This window comes from Caproicibacterium argilliputei, assembly GCF_029211325.2.
GTDB lineage: Bacteria > Bacillota > Clostridia > Oscillospirales > Acutalibacteraceae > Caproicibacterium > Caproicibacterium argilliputei.
Genome location: NZ_CP135996.1, coordinates 12,763 through 32,687 on the forward strand (window position 1 = coordinate 12,763; position 19,925 = coordinate 32,687).

A 19,925-nucleotide genomic window follows, 5' to 3' on the forward strand; every position below is an offset into this window, starting at 1 on the left:
AAATCATCTTAAAAACAAGAAAATGCGCCTTGAAATGACTTTTACAGGTCAATCCAAGACGCATTTTTGTGTATAATAATGAGACAAGGTTCTTTGCAACAACCCTCTAAAGAGCACTCTATTTGCTTTTTGCCTTCTATTGAAGGGCTGTTCATTCGGAACCAGTTGGCTTTAGTTGTTTCCGCATAACAAGCCCTTTTTCGCTTTCAGAAGAGATGTAAAACCCATTCTTTCGATACATCTCAAAATGGCCTCCGAAGTCAGAAGATTGATAGCTGGATTCCTTGTAGGGGTACACCTCTACAAAGTCAAAATCATCCCGGGCGGCGTCTTGACATACACGTTCCAACAGCATGGTGGCAATGCCTTTTCGCTTCATATCCGGTGCAATCATAAAACAGAACAGGGACTTTACCTTGCTGTCTGCGGTGCGCCCCTCCAAAGGGACGTAATCCATAAACCGCCGCCAGCTTGCGCACTTTAAGCAGTCGGCTTTTGTGTTGGCATTACACCATCCGACAACGGAACCTTCACTGTAGGCAAGGTAGCCCTGCAGATTATTGCTGCGGATATAGCGGTAGGCGTATTTCCTTCTTTCTGCTGCTGTAGAGAAATCTTTGCCTTTATAATCTTTACTGCTCCAGCATACACAGTAGCATTTGTGTTCTTCCACGTTATCATCGTGCGGAGTAATGTCAAAAAAACGAACGTAGTCTTCCGCAAGTTCGGGTGACAGTTTGCGTATTTCAATTTCCATTTGCTTTCTCCTCGTAAAATCATTAAAAAAGACCTTCCTATTAAGGGCAAAAGTCCGAAATAGGAAGGTTTTTGGTGCCCTCGGGCGGATTCGAACCGCCGGCCTACCGCTTAGGAGGCGGTCGCTCTATCCAGCTGAGCTACGAAGACATTTTATAGGGCAGTCGTTATTATACCGCATAACAAAGTGAATTGTCAATTCGTCCCTTGCCACGACTGCAGGTAAGCGTGAATGTAAACAAACATATTTACAATTTCCAAAATCAAAATGATTTGACTTAACGGATTCAGCGCAACCGTTGCGTTCATGCGGTGCTGTACCATGGTGTAAAAGCAGGCGGACGAAATGGACTCCAATGCGCACAGCGCCACGCTGACGGCATAGTTCAGGCGGTTTTTGCTGCGCAGCAGCAGCGTCACCAGCCAGATGGAAACAGGAAGTGCAAACGAAAAAGCGCAGTATACGACACCGCCTATATGCGACAAAATTCCACCATGGTGCAGATAAAAAACACCTAATTCCACAGAATTCATAAGCTGACTGCTGTCTGTTACTCTCGCCACAGGCAAAAAGAGAAAAACAAGCAAAACGATTTGCAGACCAAGCGCTGCTCGTTGCGTGACCTTCAGTTTGCGAATGTCGTACCAAGCATCAGCCATGCGGCAGGCTCCTTTCAGAAAATAGCCGAAAAGCGGCACATTGTTTCTGTTTGTATTATAACAAAAATTCTGAAAAAAGTACAGCTTTGCAAAGGCGGAAGGCGCAAAAAAGAAGCCGCCGGTTTTCACACCGGCGGCTTCCCGCAGCTTTATAAAAAACTTACTTTTTTGCCTTCGCGCGCTTTTCCTTAACAGCAGCCTGCGCAGCAGCCAGACGTGCAATCGGCACGCGGAACGGAGAGCAGGATACATAGTCCAGACCAACATTGTGGCAGAACTCAACGGACGACGGATCGCCGCCGTGCTCGCCGCAAATACCGAGGTGCAGAGCCGGATTGGCGGCTTTGCCTTCGGTTGCGCTCAGCTTGACCAGACGGCCAACACCATCCGGATCCAGATGCACAAACGGGTCGGATTCGTAAATCTTGGTTTCGTAGTAGGAATCCAGGAACTTACCGGCGTCGTCACGGCTGAAGCCGAAGGTCATCTGTGTCAGGTCGTTGGTGCCGTAGCAGAAGAAGTCTGCTTCTTTTGCAATCTTGCCGGCAGTCAGCGCTGCACGCGGAATCTCGATCATGGTGCCGACTTCGTACTTCATGTCGATGCCGGCCTTTTTGATGAGCTCGTCAGCAGTCTTCACAACGAAGTCTTTCACATATTTCAGTTCCTTGACTTCGCCAACCAGCGGAATCATGATCTGCGGAACAATCTTTTTGCCGGTTTTCTTGGTCACGTTGATGGCTGCGTTGATGACAGCAGTGGTCTGCATCTCGGCAATTTCCGGATACGTGACAGTCAGACGGCAGCCGCGGTGACCCATCATCGGGTTGAACTCATGCAGGGAAGCGATGACTTCCTTGAGCTTCTGGACGGTGATGTTCAGGTCATCTGCCAGATCCTTGATGTCGGCTTCTTTGGTCGGCAGGAACTCATGCAGCGGCGGGTCGAGGAAACGAATGGTGACCGGGCGCTCACCCATGGTTTCAAACAGACCCTCAAAGTCGCCCTGCTGGTACGGCAGAATCTTTGCCAGAGCCTTCTTGCGGTCTTCCACGGTTTCTGCGACAATCATTTCACGCATAGCCTTGATACGGGAGCCCTCAAAGAACATATGCTCTGTACGGCAAAGGCCAATGCCCTCTGCGCCGAAGTCGCTTGCCTGCTTTGCATCGCGCGGTGTGTCAGCGTTGGTGTAAACCTTCAGGCGGCGAACCTTGTCAGCCCAGCCCATGTAGCGGCCGAAATCGCCGGAGATGGAAGCCGGGACCGTCGGAATGGCCTCGCCATAGATGTTGCCGGTGCTGCCGTCGATGGAGATATAGTCGCCCTCTTTGTAGGTTTTGCCTGCAAGGGTAAACTCTTTCTTGTCGTAGTTCACGGTGATGTCGCCGCAGCCGGAAACGCAGCAGGTACCCATGCCGCGCGCAACAACTGCTGCGTGGCTGGTCATGCCGCCGCGGACGGTCAGGATGCCTTCTGCGGACTGCATACCCTCGATGTCTTCCGGAGAGGTTTCCAGACGAACCAGGACAACTTTTTCGCCGCGGCCGGCCCAAGCCTTTGCGTCCTCTGCAGAGAAGACGACCTTGCCGCAGGCAGCGCCCGGAGAAGCTGCCAGACCCTTGCCGACCACTTCAGCCTTTTTCAGGGCTTCGGGGTCAAACTGTGGGTGCAGCAGGGCATCGAGCTGATGCGGCTCAACGCGCAGAACGGCTTCTTCTTCGTCAATCATGCCTTCGTCAACCAGATCGCAGGCAACTTTCAGAGCGGCATTTGCGGTACGCTTGCCGTTACGGGTCTGCAGCATGAACAGGTGTCCATCCTCAATGGTGAACTCCATGTCCTGCATATCCTTGAAGTGGTTTTCCAGCTTGGTTGCAATTTCGGTGAATTCTTTGTACACTGCGGGCATCTGGTCCTGCAGGTGGCTGATCGGGGACGGCGTGCGCACGCCGGAAACAACATCTTCGCCCTGTGCGTTGATGAGGTACTCGCCGAACAGCTTCTTTTCGCCGGTGGCCGGGTTGCGGGTAAACGCAACGCCCGTGCCGGAGTTGTCGCCGGAGTTGCCGAACGCCATCTGCTGTACATTAACAGCAGTGCCCCACTCGTAGGGGATTTCGTTCATCTTGCGGTAAACGTTTGCACGCGGGTTGTCCCAGCTGCGGAACACAGCCTTGACCGCTTCGATGAGCTGCTCTTTCGGGTCCTGCGGGAAAGGTTTCTTTTCGTTGTCTTCGTAGATTTTCTTGAAGATGACGACCAGTTTCTTGAGGTCTTCTGCGGAAAGGTCAATGTCGTTCTTTACGCCCTTTTCCGCCTTCATCTTGTCGATTTCATCCTCGAAGAGGCTCTTGGAGACACCCATGACCACGTCTGCAAACATCTGCACAAAGCGGCGGTAGCTGTCGTATGCAAAGCGCGGATTGTTGGTCTTTTTCGCAAGGCCTTCAACGGATTCATCGTTCAGGCCAAGGTTCAGGATGGTGTCCATCATGCCCGGCATGGACTGGCGTGCGCCGGAACGCACAGAAACCAGCAGCGGATTGTTGATGTCGCCGAAGGTTTTGCCGGTGATTTTTTCCAGACCCTTCATGTGCTCGAAGATATCCTTCTGGATAGCTTCGTTGATCTGACGGCCATCTGTGTAGTACTGGGTGCAGGCGTCTGTGGTGATGGTGAAGCCCTGCGGAACCGGCATGCCGGCAGCGGTCATTTCTGCCAGACCTGCGCCCTTGCCGCCCAGTGTGTTCTTCATCGCAGTCATGTCGCCATGGAAAGCTTCGCTGCCCTCGGTGAAGTAGTAAAGGTACTTACGGCTCATTGGTTGATCCTCCTAGATAAATTTTTCTGATTCCCAAGTTTTGTACTTCGGGATGGAAAATAAAAAGAAAACAAAATGATACGGCGAAAAAGCCCCCCGCGGGAGCTGTTCCTCAAATATTATAACAAATACAAGTGCGGAATTCCAGATAAAATTGTACTTTGCCCGATTCTGCCGTAAATTTTTTTTGAAAAAGCGCTGTGCTGTGTGTGCAGTTGTGTTTTTCTTAACAAGAGGTCTTGCATTCTTGCGGAAAAATCCTTATACTAATACTGTCACGGATTCTGCAAATCCGTACAGTTGATTACCGCCACATCTGGGAGGCCAATAAAATGCCGGAAACATACTGTGCCGTTGTACTTGCCGCAGGGGAAGGAAAGCGCATGAAGTCCAACCAACCGAAAGTGCTCTGCGAAGTGCTGTTTAAGCCGATGCTTCGCTGGGTGCTGGATGCCGTGCGGGCTTCTGCAGCGGCGGACATCTGCTGTGTGGCGGGCTTTCGGCACGAGCAGGTGGAAGCTTATTTGCAGCAGCTGAACGCAGGCGCTTTTTCCGGGCACCCGGTTTCGTGTGTGCTGCAGCAGGAGCGCCGCGGCACCGGCCATGCCGTCATGATGGCGCGCACCTTTCTGGAGGCGCACCGCGGTGGTCATGTGCTGGTGCTTAATGGCGACGCGCCGTTTCTTTCTGCGGAAACCATCGATGCGGCGCTGCAGCAGCACCGCGCCAATGTGGAAGCGGTGACGGTGATTTCCGCTGAAGTGGAAAATCCTTTCGGCTACGGGCGTATTTTGCGTGACGAACAGACCGGCCTGCTGCAGGGAATCGTGGAGCAGAAGGATGCGGACAGCAGTGTGCAGCGCATTCGGGAGATTAATTCCGGCTCCTACTGGTTCTGCGTTGACAGCCTGCTGGAGATTCTTTCGGAGATTACCAGTGACAACGCCCAGGGGGAATACTACCTGACAGATGCCGTCAAGCTTTTACTTGCACACGGTCAGCGCGCCGGTGCTTATGTTTCGGCGGATGCGGACGCAGTGCTGGGCGCGAATGACTGCGTACAGCTGGCAGAACTTAACACGATTGCACGCCGGAAAATTCTGCAAAAGCATATGGAAGCGGGAGTTTCCATTCCCTGCACCGATGGCGTTATCATTGGTCCGGATGTGACCATCGGTTCCTATTCCTGCATTTTGCCGGGGTCAATCCTGCAGGGCACCACTTCCGTTGGAGCTGCCTGCACGGTTGGCCCTGAAGTTGTATTGCGAAATGCTCGGATTGCAGACGGCGTATCCCTATGCTTCGTGCAAGTTTACAACCAAAAAATTGCAAACACAGATTCAGTGGAATCCTATCATATCTACCAATAGCAGCCAGCTACAGGGTGCCTCATTGTTTGGGGCACCCTGCTTGTGTGCAGGGGCACTTCCCTGTTCCTGCATGATATTCAAGACAGCCGGCGCTTGGAAGCAAAGGCAAAAGGCACCGCGGCGGCTTTTATGCGGTGTGTTTGGCTTTTGCTTCGGAACAGCGCCAGGAGGAAACGACAAATGATTGTAACCAAACAGGGGGAAAAGAAATGAATTTTCACGGCAAGGACATCAAAATTTTTGCTGCGAACGCAAACCCGGACGTTGCCAAGCAAATCAGCGAATGTCTTGGCCTGCCGATGGGCAAAAGCAACGTTACAACCTTCAGCAACGGCGAAATTTCCGTTTCGCTTCAGGAATCTGTGCGCGGCTCTGACTGTTTTATCGTGCAGTCCACCTGCTCGCCGGTCAATGACAACCTGATGGAACTGCTGATTATGATGGATGCGATGAAGCGTGCGTCTGCGGCGCGCATCACAGCGGTAATCCCGCACTTCGGCTATGCCCGCCAGGACCGCAAGGCAAAGGCGCGCGACCCGATCAGTGCAAAGCTCTGCGCGGATCTGATTACAACGGCTGGCGCTGACCGTGTTCTGACCATGGATCTGCATGCGGCGCAGATTCAGGGGTTCTTTAACATTCCGGTTGACCATCTGCGCGGCGCACCGCTGCTGGCTTCTTTCATGAAGGAGCGTGTCGGAGAAAAAGTGGACCAGTATATTGTCGTTTCCCCGGATTTGGGCTCGGTGACCCGTGCCCGTGACTTTGCAGAGCGCATTGGCACCCCCATGGCAATCGTTGATAAGCGTCGTCCGCGTGCAAATGTCTGCGAGGTCATGAACATCATTGGTTCTGTTGAGGGCAAGAAGGTCATTTTGGTAGACGACATGATCGACACCGCAGGCACTCTGTGCAATGCGGCAACTGCGCTGATGGAGCATGGCGCGGTTTCGGTTACCGCGTGCGCGACGCACGGCGTGCTGTCCGGCCCGGCGATTGAGCGGATTAAAGATTCTGTTTTGGACGAAGTGGTTCTGCTGGACACCATTCCGCTGCCGCAGGAGAAGAAACTCGACAAAATCACGGTTCTGCCGATTGCGCCGACATTTGCGGAAGCGATTGAACGCATCTACGAAGACAAACCTGTCTCTCCCATGTTCAACTAGCAGGCGCGGGGGAGCCCCCGCAGGCAGTGTGCTGAAGTTCCAATTTCTTTGCAGATTGTGTTAAAATCCGGTTAGCGCTTCTTGAAATTTTTACAATCAAATAATCCAGGGTTGCCGCAAAGCGTCGAAACGGACGCGGTTTGTCGCGGCAGCCCCTTTTGTGTTGAGGTATGCTTATGCTTTTTTCAGACAAATTTTCCGCCGGTTCCGTGGAGTGGCTCCTGGTCGGTCTTGGCAATCCAGGTACGCAGTATGACGGCACGCGGCATAATACCGGTTTCATGGCGCTGGATTGTATCGCGCAGAAAGCCGGCGTGAAAATTGATCGGCTTAAGTTCAAAGGGCAGTGCGCAACGGCGCAAGTCGGCGGAAAAAAAGTGCTGCTTCTCAAGCCCGCCACGTTTATGAATCTGTCCGGTCAGAGCGTGACGGAGGCCATGCAGTTCTATAAAATTCCGCCGCAGCGCGTTATTGTGTTTTTTGATGATATTTCACTCCCCTGCGGGCGGCTGCGGATTCGCCGCAAAGGCAGCGACGGCGGACACAACGGCATGAAAAACATCATTTATCTGACCGGCAGCGACCAGTTCCCGCGCGTCAAAATCGGCATTGGCGCCAAACCGACACCGGAATGGGACCTTGCCGATTGGGTGCTCAGCCGCTTTTCTGAAGCGGACGCCGCGCTGATGCGCGAAAGCACCGAGCACGCGGCAGAAGCAGCGGAGCTGATGGTAAACGACCAGACAGATCAAGCCATGAATCAGTACAATACCAAATAAAAACGGCCCGCCTTTGCAGGCGGACCGTCTGGAATCCAAAGGGTTAGATACTGATGATTCCCAGCGCGTTTAATACACTGGAAATCAAAATGGCGAGAATGAAGATTGGCGCAATCCAGCGGATCATGACATCTACCAGTTTCCGCCGGCGGAACGGCGAGCTGCTTAGCACTTCGTCATCGATGACCTTCATGCCCACAAACCAACCGACACACAGGCAGGTCAGCAGCGCCACAATCGGCATCAGCACACTGTTGCTGATGAAATCAAAGAAGTCCAGAATGTCAAAGCCAAGAAGTTTTATGCCGGAGAGCGCACCAAAGCCCAGAGAAGACAAAACCCCCAGCACTGCGGAAACGCCCAGCGTTATAAGGCACGCTGCCGTTCTGCTGATGTGCAGCTTGTCCTTGAGAATGGAAACGACGGTTTCCATCAGGGCAATCGAGGAGGTCAGCGCCGCAAACAAAACCAACAGGAAGAAAACGGCACCTGCGACCACGCCGCCGACACCCATATGGTTGAACACCTTCGGCAGCATGACGAACATCAGGCCGGGTCCCTGCTGCAGCTGGGTGGTGCTTCCGCCGGAGAAGGAAAATACCGCCGGAATAATCATTAAGCCGGCAAACAGCGCAATTCCGGTATCAAAAACATCCACCTGTGTGGAGGCTTTGGCGATATCGTCCTGCTTGCTCATGTAGGAACCATAGGTAATGGTGATGCCCATGGAAAGACTCATGGAGTAGAACAGCTGCCCCAGCGCAGCCAGCACGGTGTTGATGGAAAAACGGGAAAAATCGGGAATCAGGTAATATTTCACGCCTTCCATCGCGTGCGGCAGCGTCAGCGAATAAATCGCCATGCCAACGGTCAGGACAACCAGAACCGGCATCAGGATCCGGCTGACTTTTTCAATCCCCTTTTCCACGCCCAGCAGCACGATCACGCCGGTCACGCCCAGAAACAGCAGGAACCAAAAAATGGGCTCCCCGCTCTGCCCAATGTATGCGGAAAAATAGCCGTCCTTTGCCGAAGCGGAAGAGCCGCCGGAAACAAACGCAAACAGATATTTGAATACCCAGCCGCCGATTACGGAGTAATATGGCAGGATGATGACCGGTACAATAGAAGTAATGTACCCCAGAAACGTAAATTTTTTGCTCAACTTTCCGTAGGCTTCAATGGCGGAAAGACCGGTCTTTCTGCCGATTGCCGTTTCGGTCACCATCAGACTGAAACCGAACGTCACCGCGAGGATAATGTAAATGAGCAGAAAAATGCCCCCGCCGTACTTTGCCGCCAGGTATGGAAAACGCCAAAGATTTCCCAGCCCCACAGCTGAGCCTGCGGCAGCCATGACAAATCCAATCTGATTGGTAAACGAACCTCTTCCAGTTTCTTTTTCTTTCATAGTCGACCCTCTTTTTTGGATAATATCAAAAACTTATTATAGCACACTGCAGTGCTAAATCAAAATTTTTTTCATATTTTATTCAACCCTTTACGCAACCATGGTTCAACTTTTTAGGAGATCCTCATGAAATTTATCGCAACTGCACTTTCACGCCTGCGGGAATACCAGTCTCTGCTCGGCGCGGTACAACAGAATCAGCTGCCCGCAGCGGTCACGGGCCTTTCCGGCATACACAAGGCAAATGTGATTTACGCACTGTGGGTGCATACCGGCCGGCGTGCCTTTGTGATTGCCGGAGAAGAGTCCGAAGCAAACCGAATGGTCGGGGACCTTTGCGCCCAAGGAATGCGGGCGCTGTACTACCCCATGCGTGACCTGACGCTGCGCAAAGGCGAAGCGGCGTCCTCTCACGATTATGAGCGGCAGCGCCTGCAGGTGCTGGCACGCCTGCAGGCCGGCGAATGTGACGCTGTGGTCTGCTGCATTGACGGTGCGCTGCAGTACACCCTGCCGCCGCAGGCCATGTACGCACGCACCCGGCAGGTTTCTTCCGGCGATACACTGCCGCCGGAAGAAGCGCAAAGCCTTTTGCTTCGCTGCGGCTATGAACACGCTGTGCAGGTGGAGGGTCCCGGCCAGTTTGCGCGCCGCGGCGGAATTTTAGACTTGTTTCCACCGGAAAGCCACGTGCCAGTGCGGTTGGAATTCTGGGGAGATGAGGTGGATACCCTCTCCTACTTTGACCCGCAGACACAGCGGCGCACAGACCCCTGCGAGCGGGTGTGCATTTCGCCTGCGGCAGAGGCGCTTACAGACGACCCGGCGGAACTTGCCGAGCGCATTCGCAAAATCGCCTCCTCCCTGCGCGGAAAAAACGCGCCGTCGGCACGCCCGACTCTGCAGGAACAGGCGGATTTGCTTGCAGAAAATGTGCATCTGGCCTGCATGGACAAATTCCTGCCAATTCTGTATGAAAAGCCCGCCTGCCTGCTGGACTACTGTGCCGAAACCGACCTGCTGTTTGTCAGCGAAACGGTAAACGTCAAGGAGAAAATGCGCACGGCGCAGTTTCACTGGAATGAGGACATCAAGGAGTACTTGGCGGATGGCACCCTGTGCAAGCACCTTGACACATACAGCTTTGCCTGGCCGGATGCGCTGTCTTTTGTGGAAAAACACGGTGCTGTCCTGCTGGACACCTTTGCGCGGGGCAGCTATGCGCTGCCTACGAAGCTGTTGCTGAACTTTTCTGCCCGGCAGCTTTCGGTGTGGGGCGGTTCCACACAGCTGCTGGCGGAAGATTTGTCCGTTATGCTGCACAATAAATGGGCGTGTGCGGTGCTTGCCGGCAATGCGCGCAGCGCGCGCACAACGGCGGCCGACCTGCGTGCGGCAGGTATCGACGCGTTTTACGCCGAGGACGCGGAAGAAATCGCCCGCGGCGCGGTGGCGGTGCTGCCCGGCTCTCTTTCCGCCGGTGCGGAGTGGCCCGGCTCCTTTTTCGGGTTTGTCACGCACGGCAGGCTGCTGCAGAGCGGCAAGCGAAAAAAGTCTAAGCGCGGAAAAAACAGCCGTCCGCTCAACTCGCTGGCAGAGCTGGAGCCCGGCGATTATGTGGTGCATGAAAGTCACGGCATCGGTATTTATGAGGGAATCCATAAAATCGACACACATGGCGTTATTAAGGATTACATTAAAATCCAGTACGCCAAGGGCGATACGCTGTATGTACCGGTCACCCAGCTGGACTTCGTCAGTCGCTACATCGGCCCGCGGGAGGACGCCGGCATCCGCCTGCATAAGCTGGGCGGGGCAGAGTGGCAGAAGACGAAGAGCCATGTCAAGCGCGCTGTGCGCGACATGGCGAAGGAACTGATTAAGCTGTACGCCGCGCGGATGCACGCCAAGGGACACGCTTTTTCGGCGGATACGGAAATGCAGCGCGACTTTGAAAGCCGCTTTGCGTTTGACGAAACCGATGACCAGCTGCGCTGCGTGGAGGAAATCAAAGGTGACATGGAGCGCGAAGCGCCGATGGACCGCCTGCTGTGCGGCGACGTAGGGTTCGGCAAAACCGAAGTTGCCCTGCGTGCCGCATTCAAGTGTATCTGCGACAGCCGGCAGTGCGCATTGCTGGTGCCGACCACCATTCTTGCGTGGCAGCATTACCAGACTGCCCTGCAGCGCATGGAGGGCTTTCCCATTCGGGTAGAGCTGCTGTCCCGCTTCCGCACGCCCAAACAGCAGGAGCAGATTATCAAACAGCTCAGGCGCGGTGAGGTGGATCTCGTCATCGGAACGCACCGTCTGGTTAGCAAGGACGTTCAGTTTCGCGACCTTGGGCTGGTGATTATCGATGAGGAACAGCGCTTTGGCGTGGCGCAGAAGGAAAAGCTTAAAAATTTGTGTACCAATGTGGATGTGCTGACGCTTTCCGCAACGCCGATTCCCCGCACCCTGAACATGGCGATGTCCGGCATCCGCGATATGAGCGTGCTGGAAGAGGCGCCTCACGACCGCCATCCGGTGCAAACTTATGTCATTGAGCACGATGAGGGAATCCTGGCGGATGCGGTTCGGCGTGAACTGCGCCGCGGCGGTCAGATTTATTGGCTGCACAACGACGTGGCATCCATCACGCAGGTGGGGGCACGCCTGAAAGCGCGCGTGCCCGAAGCGCGTGTCGGTATCGGGCACGGAAAAATGACGGAGCAGGAACTTTCTGAGGTTTGGCGGCAGCTGATTGACCATGAGATTGACGTGTTGGTCTGTACGACCATCATTGAAACGGGTGTGGATGTGCCCAACGCCAATACGCTGATTATCGACAACGCCGACCGGCTGGGACTTTCTCAGCTGCACCAGATTCGTGGGCGTGTGGGCCGCAGCACTCGCCGTGCGTATGCATACTTTACATTTACGCCAAACAAGGTGCTTTCGGAAATTGCCCAGAAGCGGCTTGCTGCCATTCGGGAGTTTACGGAATTCGGTTCCGGCTTCAAAATCGCCATGCGCGACTTGGAAATCCGCGGTGCGGGGAACCTCCTCGGCGGCGAGCAGCACGGCCACATGGAGGCGGTCGGCTACGAAATGTACCTCAAGCTGCTGGGTGACGCCATTGCCGCAGAAAAAGGCGTCGCGCCCCCGCAGGGCGAGGAGTGCCTGATGGATTTGCAGCTGCAGGCGCACATCCCCGAATCCTATATTGGCGACAGCAATGGCAGAATTGAAATGTACCGCCGCATTGCGGACATCCGCAGCGACGAGGATGCGCTGGATGTGACCGACGAACTGATTGACCGCTACGGCGACCCGCCCAAGAGCGTTGCCGGCCTAATTCAGATTTCTCTGCTGCGCAATCTGGCGGGGCTGTGCGGCTTAAATGAGGTTAAGCAGCAGCAGGGGCAGCTGCTGCTGTATCAGAAAAAGTTGGATATGAAGTGGATTTCCGGGATTTCCGCGCGGTATCCGCAGCGTGTGCTGGTAAACGCGGGTGCCCGCCCGTATATCAGCCTGCGCTTGCAGCCGGACGAGGATGTTTTATCCCTGCTCAAAGACCTTTTGCGGCCCAACCCGCAAAAGGCAGGCTGAGCCTGCCTGCGCCGTGAAAAAAATGGACAAATCTTTTCCCGTGTAGTATAATTCCTTTTATAAGCGTTCTTTTGTACTTTACGGCAGTTTTTGCCTGACTGAAAACAAAAAATCGGAGTGTGTAAACGAAAATGAAACTGAAAAAGTTCACAGCCGGGGTTCTTGCCTGCGCGCTGTTCGTTGGCGGAGCCGCCGGCTGCATCGCCGGAAATGACGAATCCTGGTGCGCAAAAACCAGCAGCACAACCCTGCCTGCCGGTGTTTATATTTATGAGTTGTACAATGCCTACAGCGAGGCGCAAACCAAAACTACCGAATCGGATATGAAAAAAGCAAAAATTGACAACAAAGACGCCATGACGTGGATTGCCGACCGCGCGAAACAGCTGACTAATGAAGTTTTTCTGCTGGACGACAAAATGAGCGCTTCCAAGCTGTCACTGACTTCCAAAGAAAAGACCGAGGCCAAACAGACTGCTGATAACGCATGGACACAGCAGTATTCCAGTGTGCTGGCAGACAAAAATGTCGCGGAGTCTTCCTTCCAGATTGCGTATGCCGAGAACACCTACAAGCTGCGCAAGGTATTTCAGAGCATTTACGATACCAACGGCAGCAAGGCGGTTCCGGAAAGCGAACTGAAGTCGTACTTTGAGAAGAATTATTCGGATATCGACTACACCTATGTGCCGCTGGAAAAACAGTCGACTTCCAGCAGCAGCTCTTCCAGCGGAACTTCCAGTGAGTCCACTGCAATGACGGATAAAGAAAAGGCTGCAGTGAAAAAGGAACTGGACACTTATCTCACACAGGTTCAGTCCGGCAAGCTGACGGTCAAGGAAGCCAGCGCGGCTTATGCGAAAATTCACAGCACAACGGACAATTACCAGAATGTCACAGAGAACTTGAGCTCTTCCACAGCCACCTCTTCCCTGCCATCTGACATGATTGAGGCGGTTCAGGCGATGAAGAACGGTGAAACCCGCCTGCTGGAGGTTTCCTCTTATTATTACGTTTTGGTGACCAAAAACGACATCACCAAAAAGACAAGCTCTTACCTGAAAGACAGCGACAACCGCTTCAAGCTTCTGTATGCACAGAAGGGCGATGCGTTTATGAAGGAACTGGAAACGGAAGCCAAGTCCTACAAAGGCGTGACCTGGAATGAAGAACTGCTGAAGAAATACACAGCGGAACTGTTCTATACGGCACCGTCCAGTTCTGCAGTGGCCTCTGCTGCGGTAGATACCACAAGCAGTGCGGCGACATCTTCCGCAGCGAGCAGTGCGGCGGCATCCTCCGCGGCGAGCAGTGTGGCAGCATCCTCCACGGCGAGCAGTGCGGCGGCATCCTCCACGGCGAGCAGTGCGGCGGCTAAAAAGTAATCCCATAACAGCAAAAGGCTGTTCCGATTTTTCGGAACAGCCTTTTTTTATGGTTCAGTGGGAATCTACTCTGCTTCAGAACAGCACCAGAATGCTGCCGCAGACAGTGCAGTTTCCCTCAAATTCTTTGATTTTTCCATCTTTTGCGTCGTACACTGTGTAAAACAGAAGGCTGTCGGTGTCATCGCTCATCTGGTTTCGCAGAACCAGGAAGCGGTCGTCCACACAGGAGACCAGTTCGCCCAGTTTTTCGTTATAAACCGCATCAATCGTGCTGTTCAGGATGCCCTGCACGCGAATCTGCCCCTCTTCCGGTACGGTTAGCTTGTAAAACCGGCCGCTGTCGGAAAGAAAGCGCGCGTCCCGTTCTTCCGGCGCAAGGTTCAGTTGGGCGGCGTCCTGCTTGGCGCCGGTGTGCTTGCTGACGGAAAGGATGTGCTGGTCGTCCGTGGGGAAAAAGAGGGCGCGGAAGTACAGGCTGTCCGCATCTTCTCCGGCGAAGCGAACCATGCCGCTGGTGCCCGCCTGCAAAATCCGCACCATCGGCGCGGCGGGGCGCTCGTTTTCAACAGCGTCTGTAAAGTCCTCTGCTGTGCACAGCCATATCCGGTCTTCAATGTGGTCGCCCACCCACCGCCGGTCGCGGTAAGCCTTTCGCTTTTCCTCCTCGGTGCCGTAGGGCTGCATGACCAGCAGCTTATGTTCACCGCCGCCGAAAAAGGGCAGAATGCGGGCACCCGCACAGATACGGGGATCCTGCACAGACCAGCAGCAGTCCTTTTGCAGGTCGTACAGATAGGCGGCTTGCGAAAACCCGGTGTGCCGGCGGTACTCGCGGAACAGCGAAGCATCCCGGCGGCTGGCCTGCGAGTACAGAACCACGTGGTCGGCATCCAGCGCGCAGCAGTCAATGAAGTTGCCGGCAAAGCGTGCCTGCACCAGCTGTTCCTCCCTGCCGGTGTGCTTGTCGAGTTTGAGCAGCCACGCTTCACTGCCGCCGTCTTCCATGACAATGAGGATGTGGCTGTCAAATGGGAAGTAATGCATCACATAGTCCGGCTTGGTTACCCGGTAATCTGCCAGCACGCGCTCGCGGCGGGTTTCGCGGTTGTAGGCAAGCAAAAACAGATTTTGGTGCCCCTCCACATTTTTTTCTTCCGCGTAGTAAATGTTCTCTCCGCTGATGTCAATCAGTTTGTCATTGCAGGTGACAAGTGTGCTGCGCAGGTCCACGATTTTCACGGTTCCACCTTCTTCTGCTTGTTCTGTGAGAAAGAAAATCGGCAGGGACGCGGGCCTGCTGCCCGTGAAACCCGTCGAAAAAATTCCGTACTGCTCATTATAGCACACATCCGCCGATTTTGCACCGTGCAGGCAGCTGCTGGTGTTTCTTTCCGGCGGAAATTTGTGTATAATAAAAGCATTCGGAACAAACTGTGTGTTTGGGGCCGCGCGGCCCCCGCGGAAGGAAGCGTTGAAACATGACGGAAAACCGCAGCGGCGCTGCAGTGGAACTTGATATTCATGGAGAAACAGAGGAAAGCGCCATGCGGCAGCTGACGCGCTGGTTGTCCCGCGCGCCTGCAGAGGTGCGGGAGGTGCGCGTGATTCACGGCTGTCACGGTGGCACGGTGCTGCGCGACATGGTGCGCAAAAAGCTGAAGCACCCGCGCATCGCGTCCAAGCTGGTAACGCTGAATCCCGGCGAAACCCGGCTGATTTTGAACGATACGCAAAAAGCAGGAGGGAAACATGGCATTCGTTGAATTTCAAAACGTGCACAAAGAGTACCGCATGGGTGACAGTGTGATTCATGCGGCGGATGGTGTGGAGTTTCAGATTGAACAGGGCGAGTTCGTGGTGGTGGTCGGCCCCAGCGGCGCGGGCAAAACCACGGTGCTGAATCTGCTGGGCGGTATGGATAGCTGCACATCTGGAAAAATTGCCGTGGACGGGCGCGAGGTCAGCGCCTGCACCGACCGCCAGCTGACGGAGTACCGCCGGTATGACGTTGGGTTTGTGTTTCAGTTTTATAATCTGGTGCAGAATCTGACCGCACTTGAAAATGTGGAGTTGGCGTCACAAATCTGCAAAGAGCCGCTTTCCCCGCGCAAGGTGCTGCGGGAGGTGGGGCTGCAGGAGCGGATAAACAACTTCCCGGCGCAGCTTTCCGGCGGCGAGCAGCAGCGGGTGGCGATTGCGCGTGCGCTGGCAAAGAACCCGAAGCTGCTGCTGTGCGACGAGCCGACCGGCGCGCTCGATTACCGCACGGGCAAACAGGTGCTGGAGCTTCTGCAGCAGACCTGCCGGGAGTTTCACCGCACGGTGGTGGTGGTTACGCATAACCAGGCGTTTGCAGCCATGGCGGATCGGGTGATTGCGATTCACTCAGGAAAAGTCCAGAAAATGGTCTGCAACCCGAACCCGGTTTCTGCGGAAAGGATTGAGTGGTAACGTGAAGGCATACGGTAAGGCGATTTTACGGTCAGTTCTGCACAGTAAGTCCCGGTTCTTCGCGATTTTCGCCATTGTTGCACTGGGGGCTGGCTTTTTTGCGGGCATCTCCAGTGCCGCGCCGGATATGCGGCAGACTGTGGACCAGTATCTGGATCAGCAGAATTTTATGGATGTCGAGCTGCTTTCCACTTTGGGCTTTTCCAAGCAGGATGTACAGGCAGTCAGCAGCGCCGCGGGGGTGCGGGCGGTCATGCCGACTTGGTATGAGGATGTAACAAGCCGGATTAACAGTGAAGATGTGGTGCTGCGTGTCCATGCTCTGCCGGAGCAAGGCGCAGAGGATACCGGAGCGGCCTCGATGAACCGTCCGGTGCTGGTTTCCGGACGCTGGCCGCAGTCCGCGCAGGAATGCGTGCTGGACCAGAAAAAATCGCTGGTCAGCGGGGGCTTGAAAGTCGGCGACCGCATCACGGTGCAGGAGCCGAACGGGCAGAGCAGCCTGCGGCAAAAGACCTTTCGGGTTGTCGGATTTGTGAAGTCCCCCATGTACCTCAGCTTTACACTGGGAAATACCAACATCGGCAGCGGGCAGATCAGCCGGTACCTGTATGTGCAGCCGCAGGTGTTTTCCAGCGCCGCGTATACCCAGCTCTTTGTCACGGTCAAAGACGCGGCGGGGCTGAACTCTTTTTCACAGGCGTATCGGGACAAGGTACAGGCAGTTTGTGACACGCTGACGGCGGTCGGCAAGACCCGCGCCCCCTTGCGGCGGGAGGAAGTGGTCGCGGATTCCCGCGAAAAGCTGGAGGACAGCCGGAAAACATACGAAAGCAGCAAAGCCGAAGCAGACAAAAAATTTGCTCAGGCAAAAACCCAGCTGCAAAACGCGCAGGCGCAAATTGCGCAGAATGCCGAAAAGCTGGATACGGCACAGCGGCAAATTACCGAAGGCTCCGCCAAACTGACAGAGGCAAAAACTGCTTACGAAACAGGCCTGCAGCAGTACACCGCGCAGAAACAGCAGGCGGAAAGCAAGTTGGCAGACGCTTCCGCGCAGCTGCGGGCAGGCCGGGAAGCTATCACCAGTGCGCAGCAGCGCATTGCCGACGGACAGGCACAGCTGGACGCCCAGACAAAAAAGCTTACGGACGCCAAAGCGCAGCTGGATAGCCAGGAAAAGCAGCTGGATGCGGCACAGGTACAGTGGGAGCAGTCACAGCAGAAGCTTGCGGACGCGGCAGACGCGATTGCGCAGGCACGCGCGTCGCTCAGTCAGCTGGAAGCCGCCGGGCAGGGCGCAACGCAGGATGCCGCAGCGCTTCGCAGCCAGATTGCTGCTTATGACCAGCAGACAGCCGAGCTGCAGTCTGCAAAAACCGAGCTTGCGCAGAACCGTGAAAAGCTGCAGCAGGCACAGCAGGCGTATCAGCAGCAGGCCACTGCGGCAAAACCGCGCCTGCAGCAGGCGCAGCAGAAAATTGCCGATGCGCAGAATCAGCTTTCCAAACAGCAGCAAAAGCTCGCGGATGGCGAAGCCGCGTACCGCACCCAGCGGCAGGTGGCACAGGAGCAGCTTGCCGCTGCCAAACAAAAGCTGGACACAGCCGCATCGCAGATTTCTCAGGAAACGAAGGAACTTGAGCAGGCAAAAACGCAGCTTTTCGCCGGAAAAGCAGCACTGCAGACGGCGCGGCAAACCCTGCAGAAGAACCAGACAGCGTATCAAACCTCCAAAGAAGAAACAGACGCGCAGCTGCAAAAAGCGCAGAAGCAGCTTGCGGATGGCGAAGCGGCTCTAAAGGCGGTAGAAAAGCCCTCGTGGTATGTGCTGGACCGCGATAAAAACCTGGGTTACAACAGCTTTACAGGGGACGCTGACCGTATGGAGTCCATCTCGCATATGTTCCCGGTGTTTTTCTTTTTGGTGGCGGCACTGGTTGTGCTGACGAGCATGACGCGCATGGTCGATGAGGAGCGTCTGCAAATCGGTACCTATAAGGCGCTTGGCTTTCCCGGTAAGGCAATTGCGCGTAAGTATTTACTGTACGCGCTGATTGTCAGCCTGAGCGGCAGTGTGACCGGCATTATCATCGGTTGTTTGACACTGCCGTCTATTTGCTGGAACGCATACCGTCTGATGTACAGCGCTCCGGCACTGGTACCGCATATTGATTCCTTCTATGCCGGTATGGGCTGCCTGACTGCGGCCGCTGTTACGCTTTTGGCAACGTGGGCTGCGTGCAGGGCGGTTCTTTTGGAGCGCCCCACTTCCCTGCTGCAGCCTCAGGCGCCGAAGCCGGGCCGGCGGATTCTTCTGGAGCGTTTTACACCGGTTTGGCGGCATCTGAATTTCACCGCGAAAGTAACCGCACGGAATCTGTTCCGTTACAAAAGGCGGCTAATCATGACCATTGTCGGTATCGCAGGCTGTACAGCGCTCATCCTGACCGGCTTTGGCATTAAAGACAGCGTGACACATATCGTCACGAACCAGTATGACGATTTGTGTCAGTATAATATGGATATTTCCCTGCAGGCGAAGACTGGACTTTCGGACAGTGCAAAAAGTGTTTTGAATGATAAGAAGCGTATCAGCAGCTGGATGTCATACGCCGTGCGGTCTGCGGATATGGAAAACAAAAGCGGAAAAATCATGTCCGCAAATCTGCTGGTTCCGCAGCACACCGCAGACCTGCCGCACTTCATCCGCCTGCGTGACCGCCGCACTAAAACGCCGGTTGCCTTTACCAGCAGCAGTGTGGTCGTTACGGAAAAGCTTGCAAACCGACTCGGCTTAAAGGTTGGCAGTCAGGTGATTGTACCGGACGCTGACGGGAAAAAGTATGCGTTTACGGTTACGGGCATTACGGAAAACTATATCTATCACTATGTCTATATCGCACCGGAGCTGTACGAAAAGGTGACCGGACAGACACCGTCCTACACCGGCGTCTGGGCGTCTGAGGCAGTGGCGAAAAGCGGGCGCGCGCAGCTCAGCCGCGACCTGCTGAATGCCAAGGGTGTAACAACAGCCATTTATATTGACGAAGTGGCTGCAAATTTTGACAGCATGATTCAGGCACTCAATATGATTACACTGGTGCTGATTCTGTGTGCGGGAATGCTTTCCTTTGTGGTGCTGTACAACCTAACCAATATTAACATCACCGAGCGTATGCGTGAGATGGCAACGCTGCGGGTACTGGGTTTTTACGAGCGCGAAACCGCGGGATATATCTACCGTGAAACCACGGTTTTAACCTTGCTGGGCTGTGTGTGCGGTCTGGTGCTGGGCATCTTCATGCACCGCGCGGTGATTACCACCGTGGAAGTGGATGTCTGTATGTTTGGCAGAAACATTTCGCCGACCTCTTACCTTTGGAGCATTCTGCTGACGCTGGGTTTTACGTTGGCGGTAGACCTGCTAATGTACCCGAAGTTCCGGAAAATCAACATGGTGGAAAGTTTAAAATCGGTGGATTGAGTGTGAAGATGTAACGCTACGCCTAAAAACACAATATAT

13 protein-coding genes and 1 tRNA gene are annotated in these 19,925 nt (G+C 54.6%); 8 read left to right on the forward strand and 6 right to left on the reverse strand.

The features are described from left to right. Positions 1 to 151: 151 nt before the first annotated feature. The 4 genes from PXC00_RS00065 to ppdK form a co-directional block, all read right to left on the reverse strand. Positions 152 to 757 (reverse strand): GNAT family N-acetyltransferase, encoded by a 606-nt coding sequence (locus tag PXC00_RS00065; protein ID WP_275845893.1) that lies wholly within the window; start codon positions 755 to 757, stop codon positions 152 to 154. Between the two features lie 72 nt (positions 758 to 829). After that, positions 830 to 906: transfer RNA gene (locus PXC00_RS00070), tRNA-Arg, on the reverse strand. Positions 907 to 951: 45 nt separating this feature from the next. Beyond that, positions 952 to 1,416 (reverse strand): hypothetical protein, encoded by a 465-nt coding sequence (locus PXC00_RS00075; RefSeq protein ID WP_275845892.1) that lies wholly within the window; start codon positions 1,414 to 1,416, stop codon positions 952 to 954. A 160-nt stretch (positions 1,417 to 1,576) separates the two neighbouring features. Further along, complete coding sequence (gene ppdK, locus PXC00_RS00080; RefSeq protein ID WP_275845891.1) at positions 1,577 to 4,240, reverse strand: pyruvate, phosphate dikinase; 2,664 nt, start codon at positions 4,238 to 4,240, stop codon at positions 1,577 to 1,579. A 332-nt stretch (positions 4,241 to 4,572) separates the two neighbouring features. On the opposite strand from ppdK, the gene PXC00_RS00085 reads away from it, so the two are divergent. The 3 genes from PXC00_RS00085 to pth all read left to right on the forward strand — a co-directional run bounded on the left by PXC00_RS00085 (position 4,573) and on the right by pth (position 7,555). Then, a complete protein-coding gene (locus PXC00_RS00085) occupies positions 4,573 to 5,610 on the forward strand; it encodes a sugar phosphate nucleotidyltransferase (protein ID WP_275845890.1) in 1,038 nt (345 codons plus the stop codon). Positions 5,611 to 5,819: 209 nt separating this feature from the next. After that, positions 5,820 to 6,776: a ribose-phosphate pyrophosphokinase gene (locus PXC00_RS00090; RefSeq protein ID WP_275845889.1), complete on the forward strand. Its 957-nt coding sequence runs from the start codon at positions 5,820 to 5,822 to the stop codon at positions 6,774 to 6,776. A gap of 176 nt (positions 6,777 to 6,952) precedes the next feature. Continuing rightward, complete coding sequence (gene pth, locus PXC00_RS00095) at positions 6,953 to 7,555, forward strand: aminoacyl-tRNA hydrolase (protein ID WP_275845888.1); 603 nt, start codon at positions 6,953 to 6,955, stop codon at positions 7,553 to 7,555. Positions 7,556 to 7,598: 43 nt separating this feature from the next. Here pth and PXC00_RS00100 read toward each other — a convergent pair whose 3' ends face one another. Continuing rightward, a complete protein-coding gene (locus PXC00_RS00100; RefSeq protein ID WP_275845887.1) occupies positions 7,599 to 8,966 on the reverse strand; it encodes a sodium-dependent transporter in 1,368 nt (455 codons plus the stop codon). Positions 8,967 to 9,092: 126 nt separating this feature from the next. Here PXC00_RS00100 and mfd point away from each other — a divergent pair, with 126 nt between their 5' ends. Further along, entirely contained in the window at positions 9,093 to 12,560 is a 3,468-nt protein-coding gene (mfd, locus tag PXC00_RS00105) for a transcription-repair coupling factor (protein WP_275845886.1), read from the forward strand. Positions 12,561 to 12,691: 131 nt separating this feature from the next. After that, positions 12,692 to 13,945 (forward strand): hypothetical protein, encoded by a 1,254-nt coding sequence (locus tag PXC00_RS00110; protein WP_275845885.1) that lies wholly within the window; start codon positions 12,692 to 12,694, stop codon positions 13,943 to 13,945. A gap of 75 nt (positions 13,946 to 14,020) precedes the next feature. Here the strand turns inward: PXC00_RS00110 and PXC00_RS00115 are convergent, their stop codons facing one another. Further along, positions 14,021 to 15,187 carry a hypothetical protein gene (locus PXC00_RS00115; RefSeq protein WP_275845884.1) on the reverse strand — a complete coding sequence of 389 codons (1,167 nt, stop codon included), beginning with the start codon at positions 15,185 to 15,187 and terminating at the stop codon, positions 14,021 to 14,023. 239 nt (positions 15,188 to 15,426) lie between these two features. On the opposite strand from PXC00_RS00115, the gene PXC00_RS00120 reads away from it, so the two are divergent. The 3 genes from PXC00_RS00120 to PXC00_RS00130 are packed head-to-tail and all read left to right on the forward strand — an operon-like array spanning position 15,427 to position 19,886. Next, positions 15,427 to 15,711 carry a Smr/MutS family protein gene (locus PXC00_RS00120; RefSeq protein WP_275845883.1) on the forward strand — a complete coding sequence of 95 codons (285 nt, stop codon included), beginning with the start codon at positions 15,427 to 15,429 and terminating at the stop codon, positions 15,709 to 15,711. Continuing rightward, the gene (locus PXC00_RS00125) at positions 15,698 to 16,399 is read left to right on the forward strand and encodes an ABC transporter ATP-binding protein (RefSeq protein WP_275845882.1); all 702 of its coding nucleotides are present in this window, start codon (positions 15,698 to 15,700) and stop codon (positions 16,397 to 16,399) included. The genes PXC00_RS00120 and PXC00_RS00125 overlap by 14 nt, the downstream gene beginning before the upstream one ends. 1 nt (position 16,400) lies before the next feature. Continuing rightward, the gene (locus PXC00_RS00130; RefSeq protein WP_316935022.1) at positions 16,401 to 19,886 is read left to right on the forward strand and encodes an FtsX-like permease family protein; all 3,486 of its coding nucleotides are present in this window, start codon (positions 16,401 to 16,403) and stop codon (positions 19,884 to 19,886) included. Positions 19,887 to 19,925: the final 39 nt, after the last annotated feature.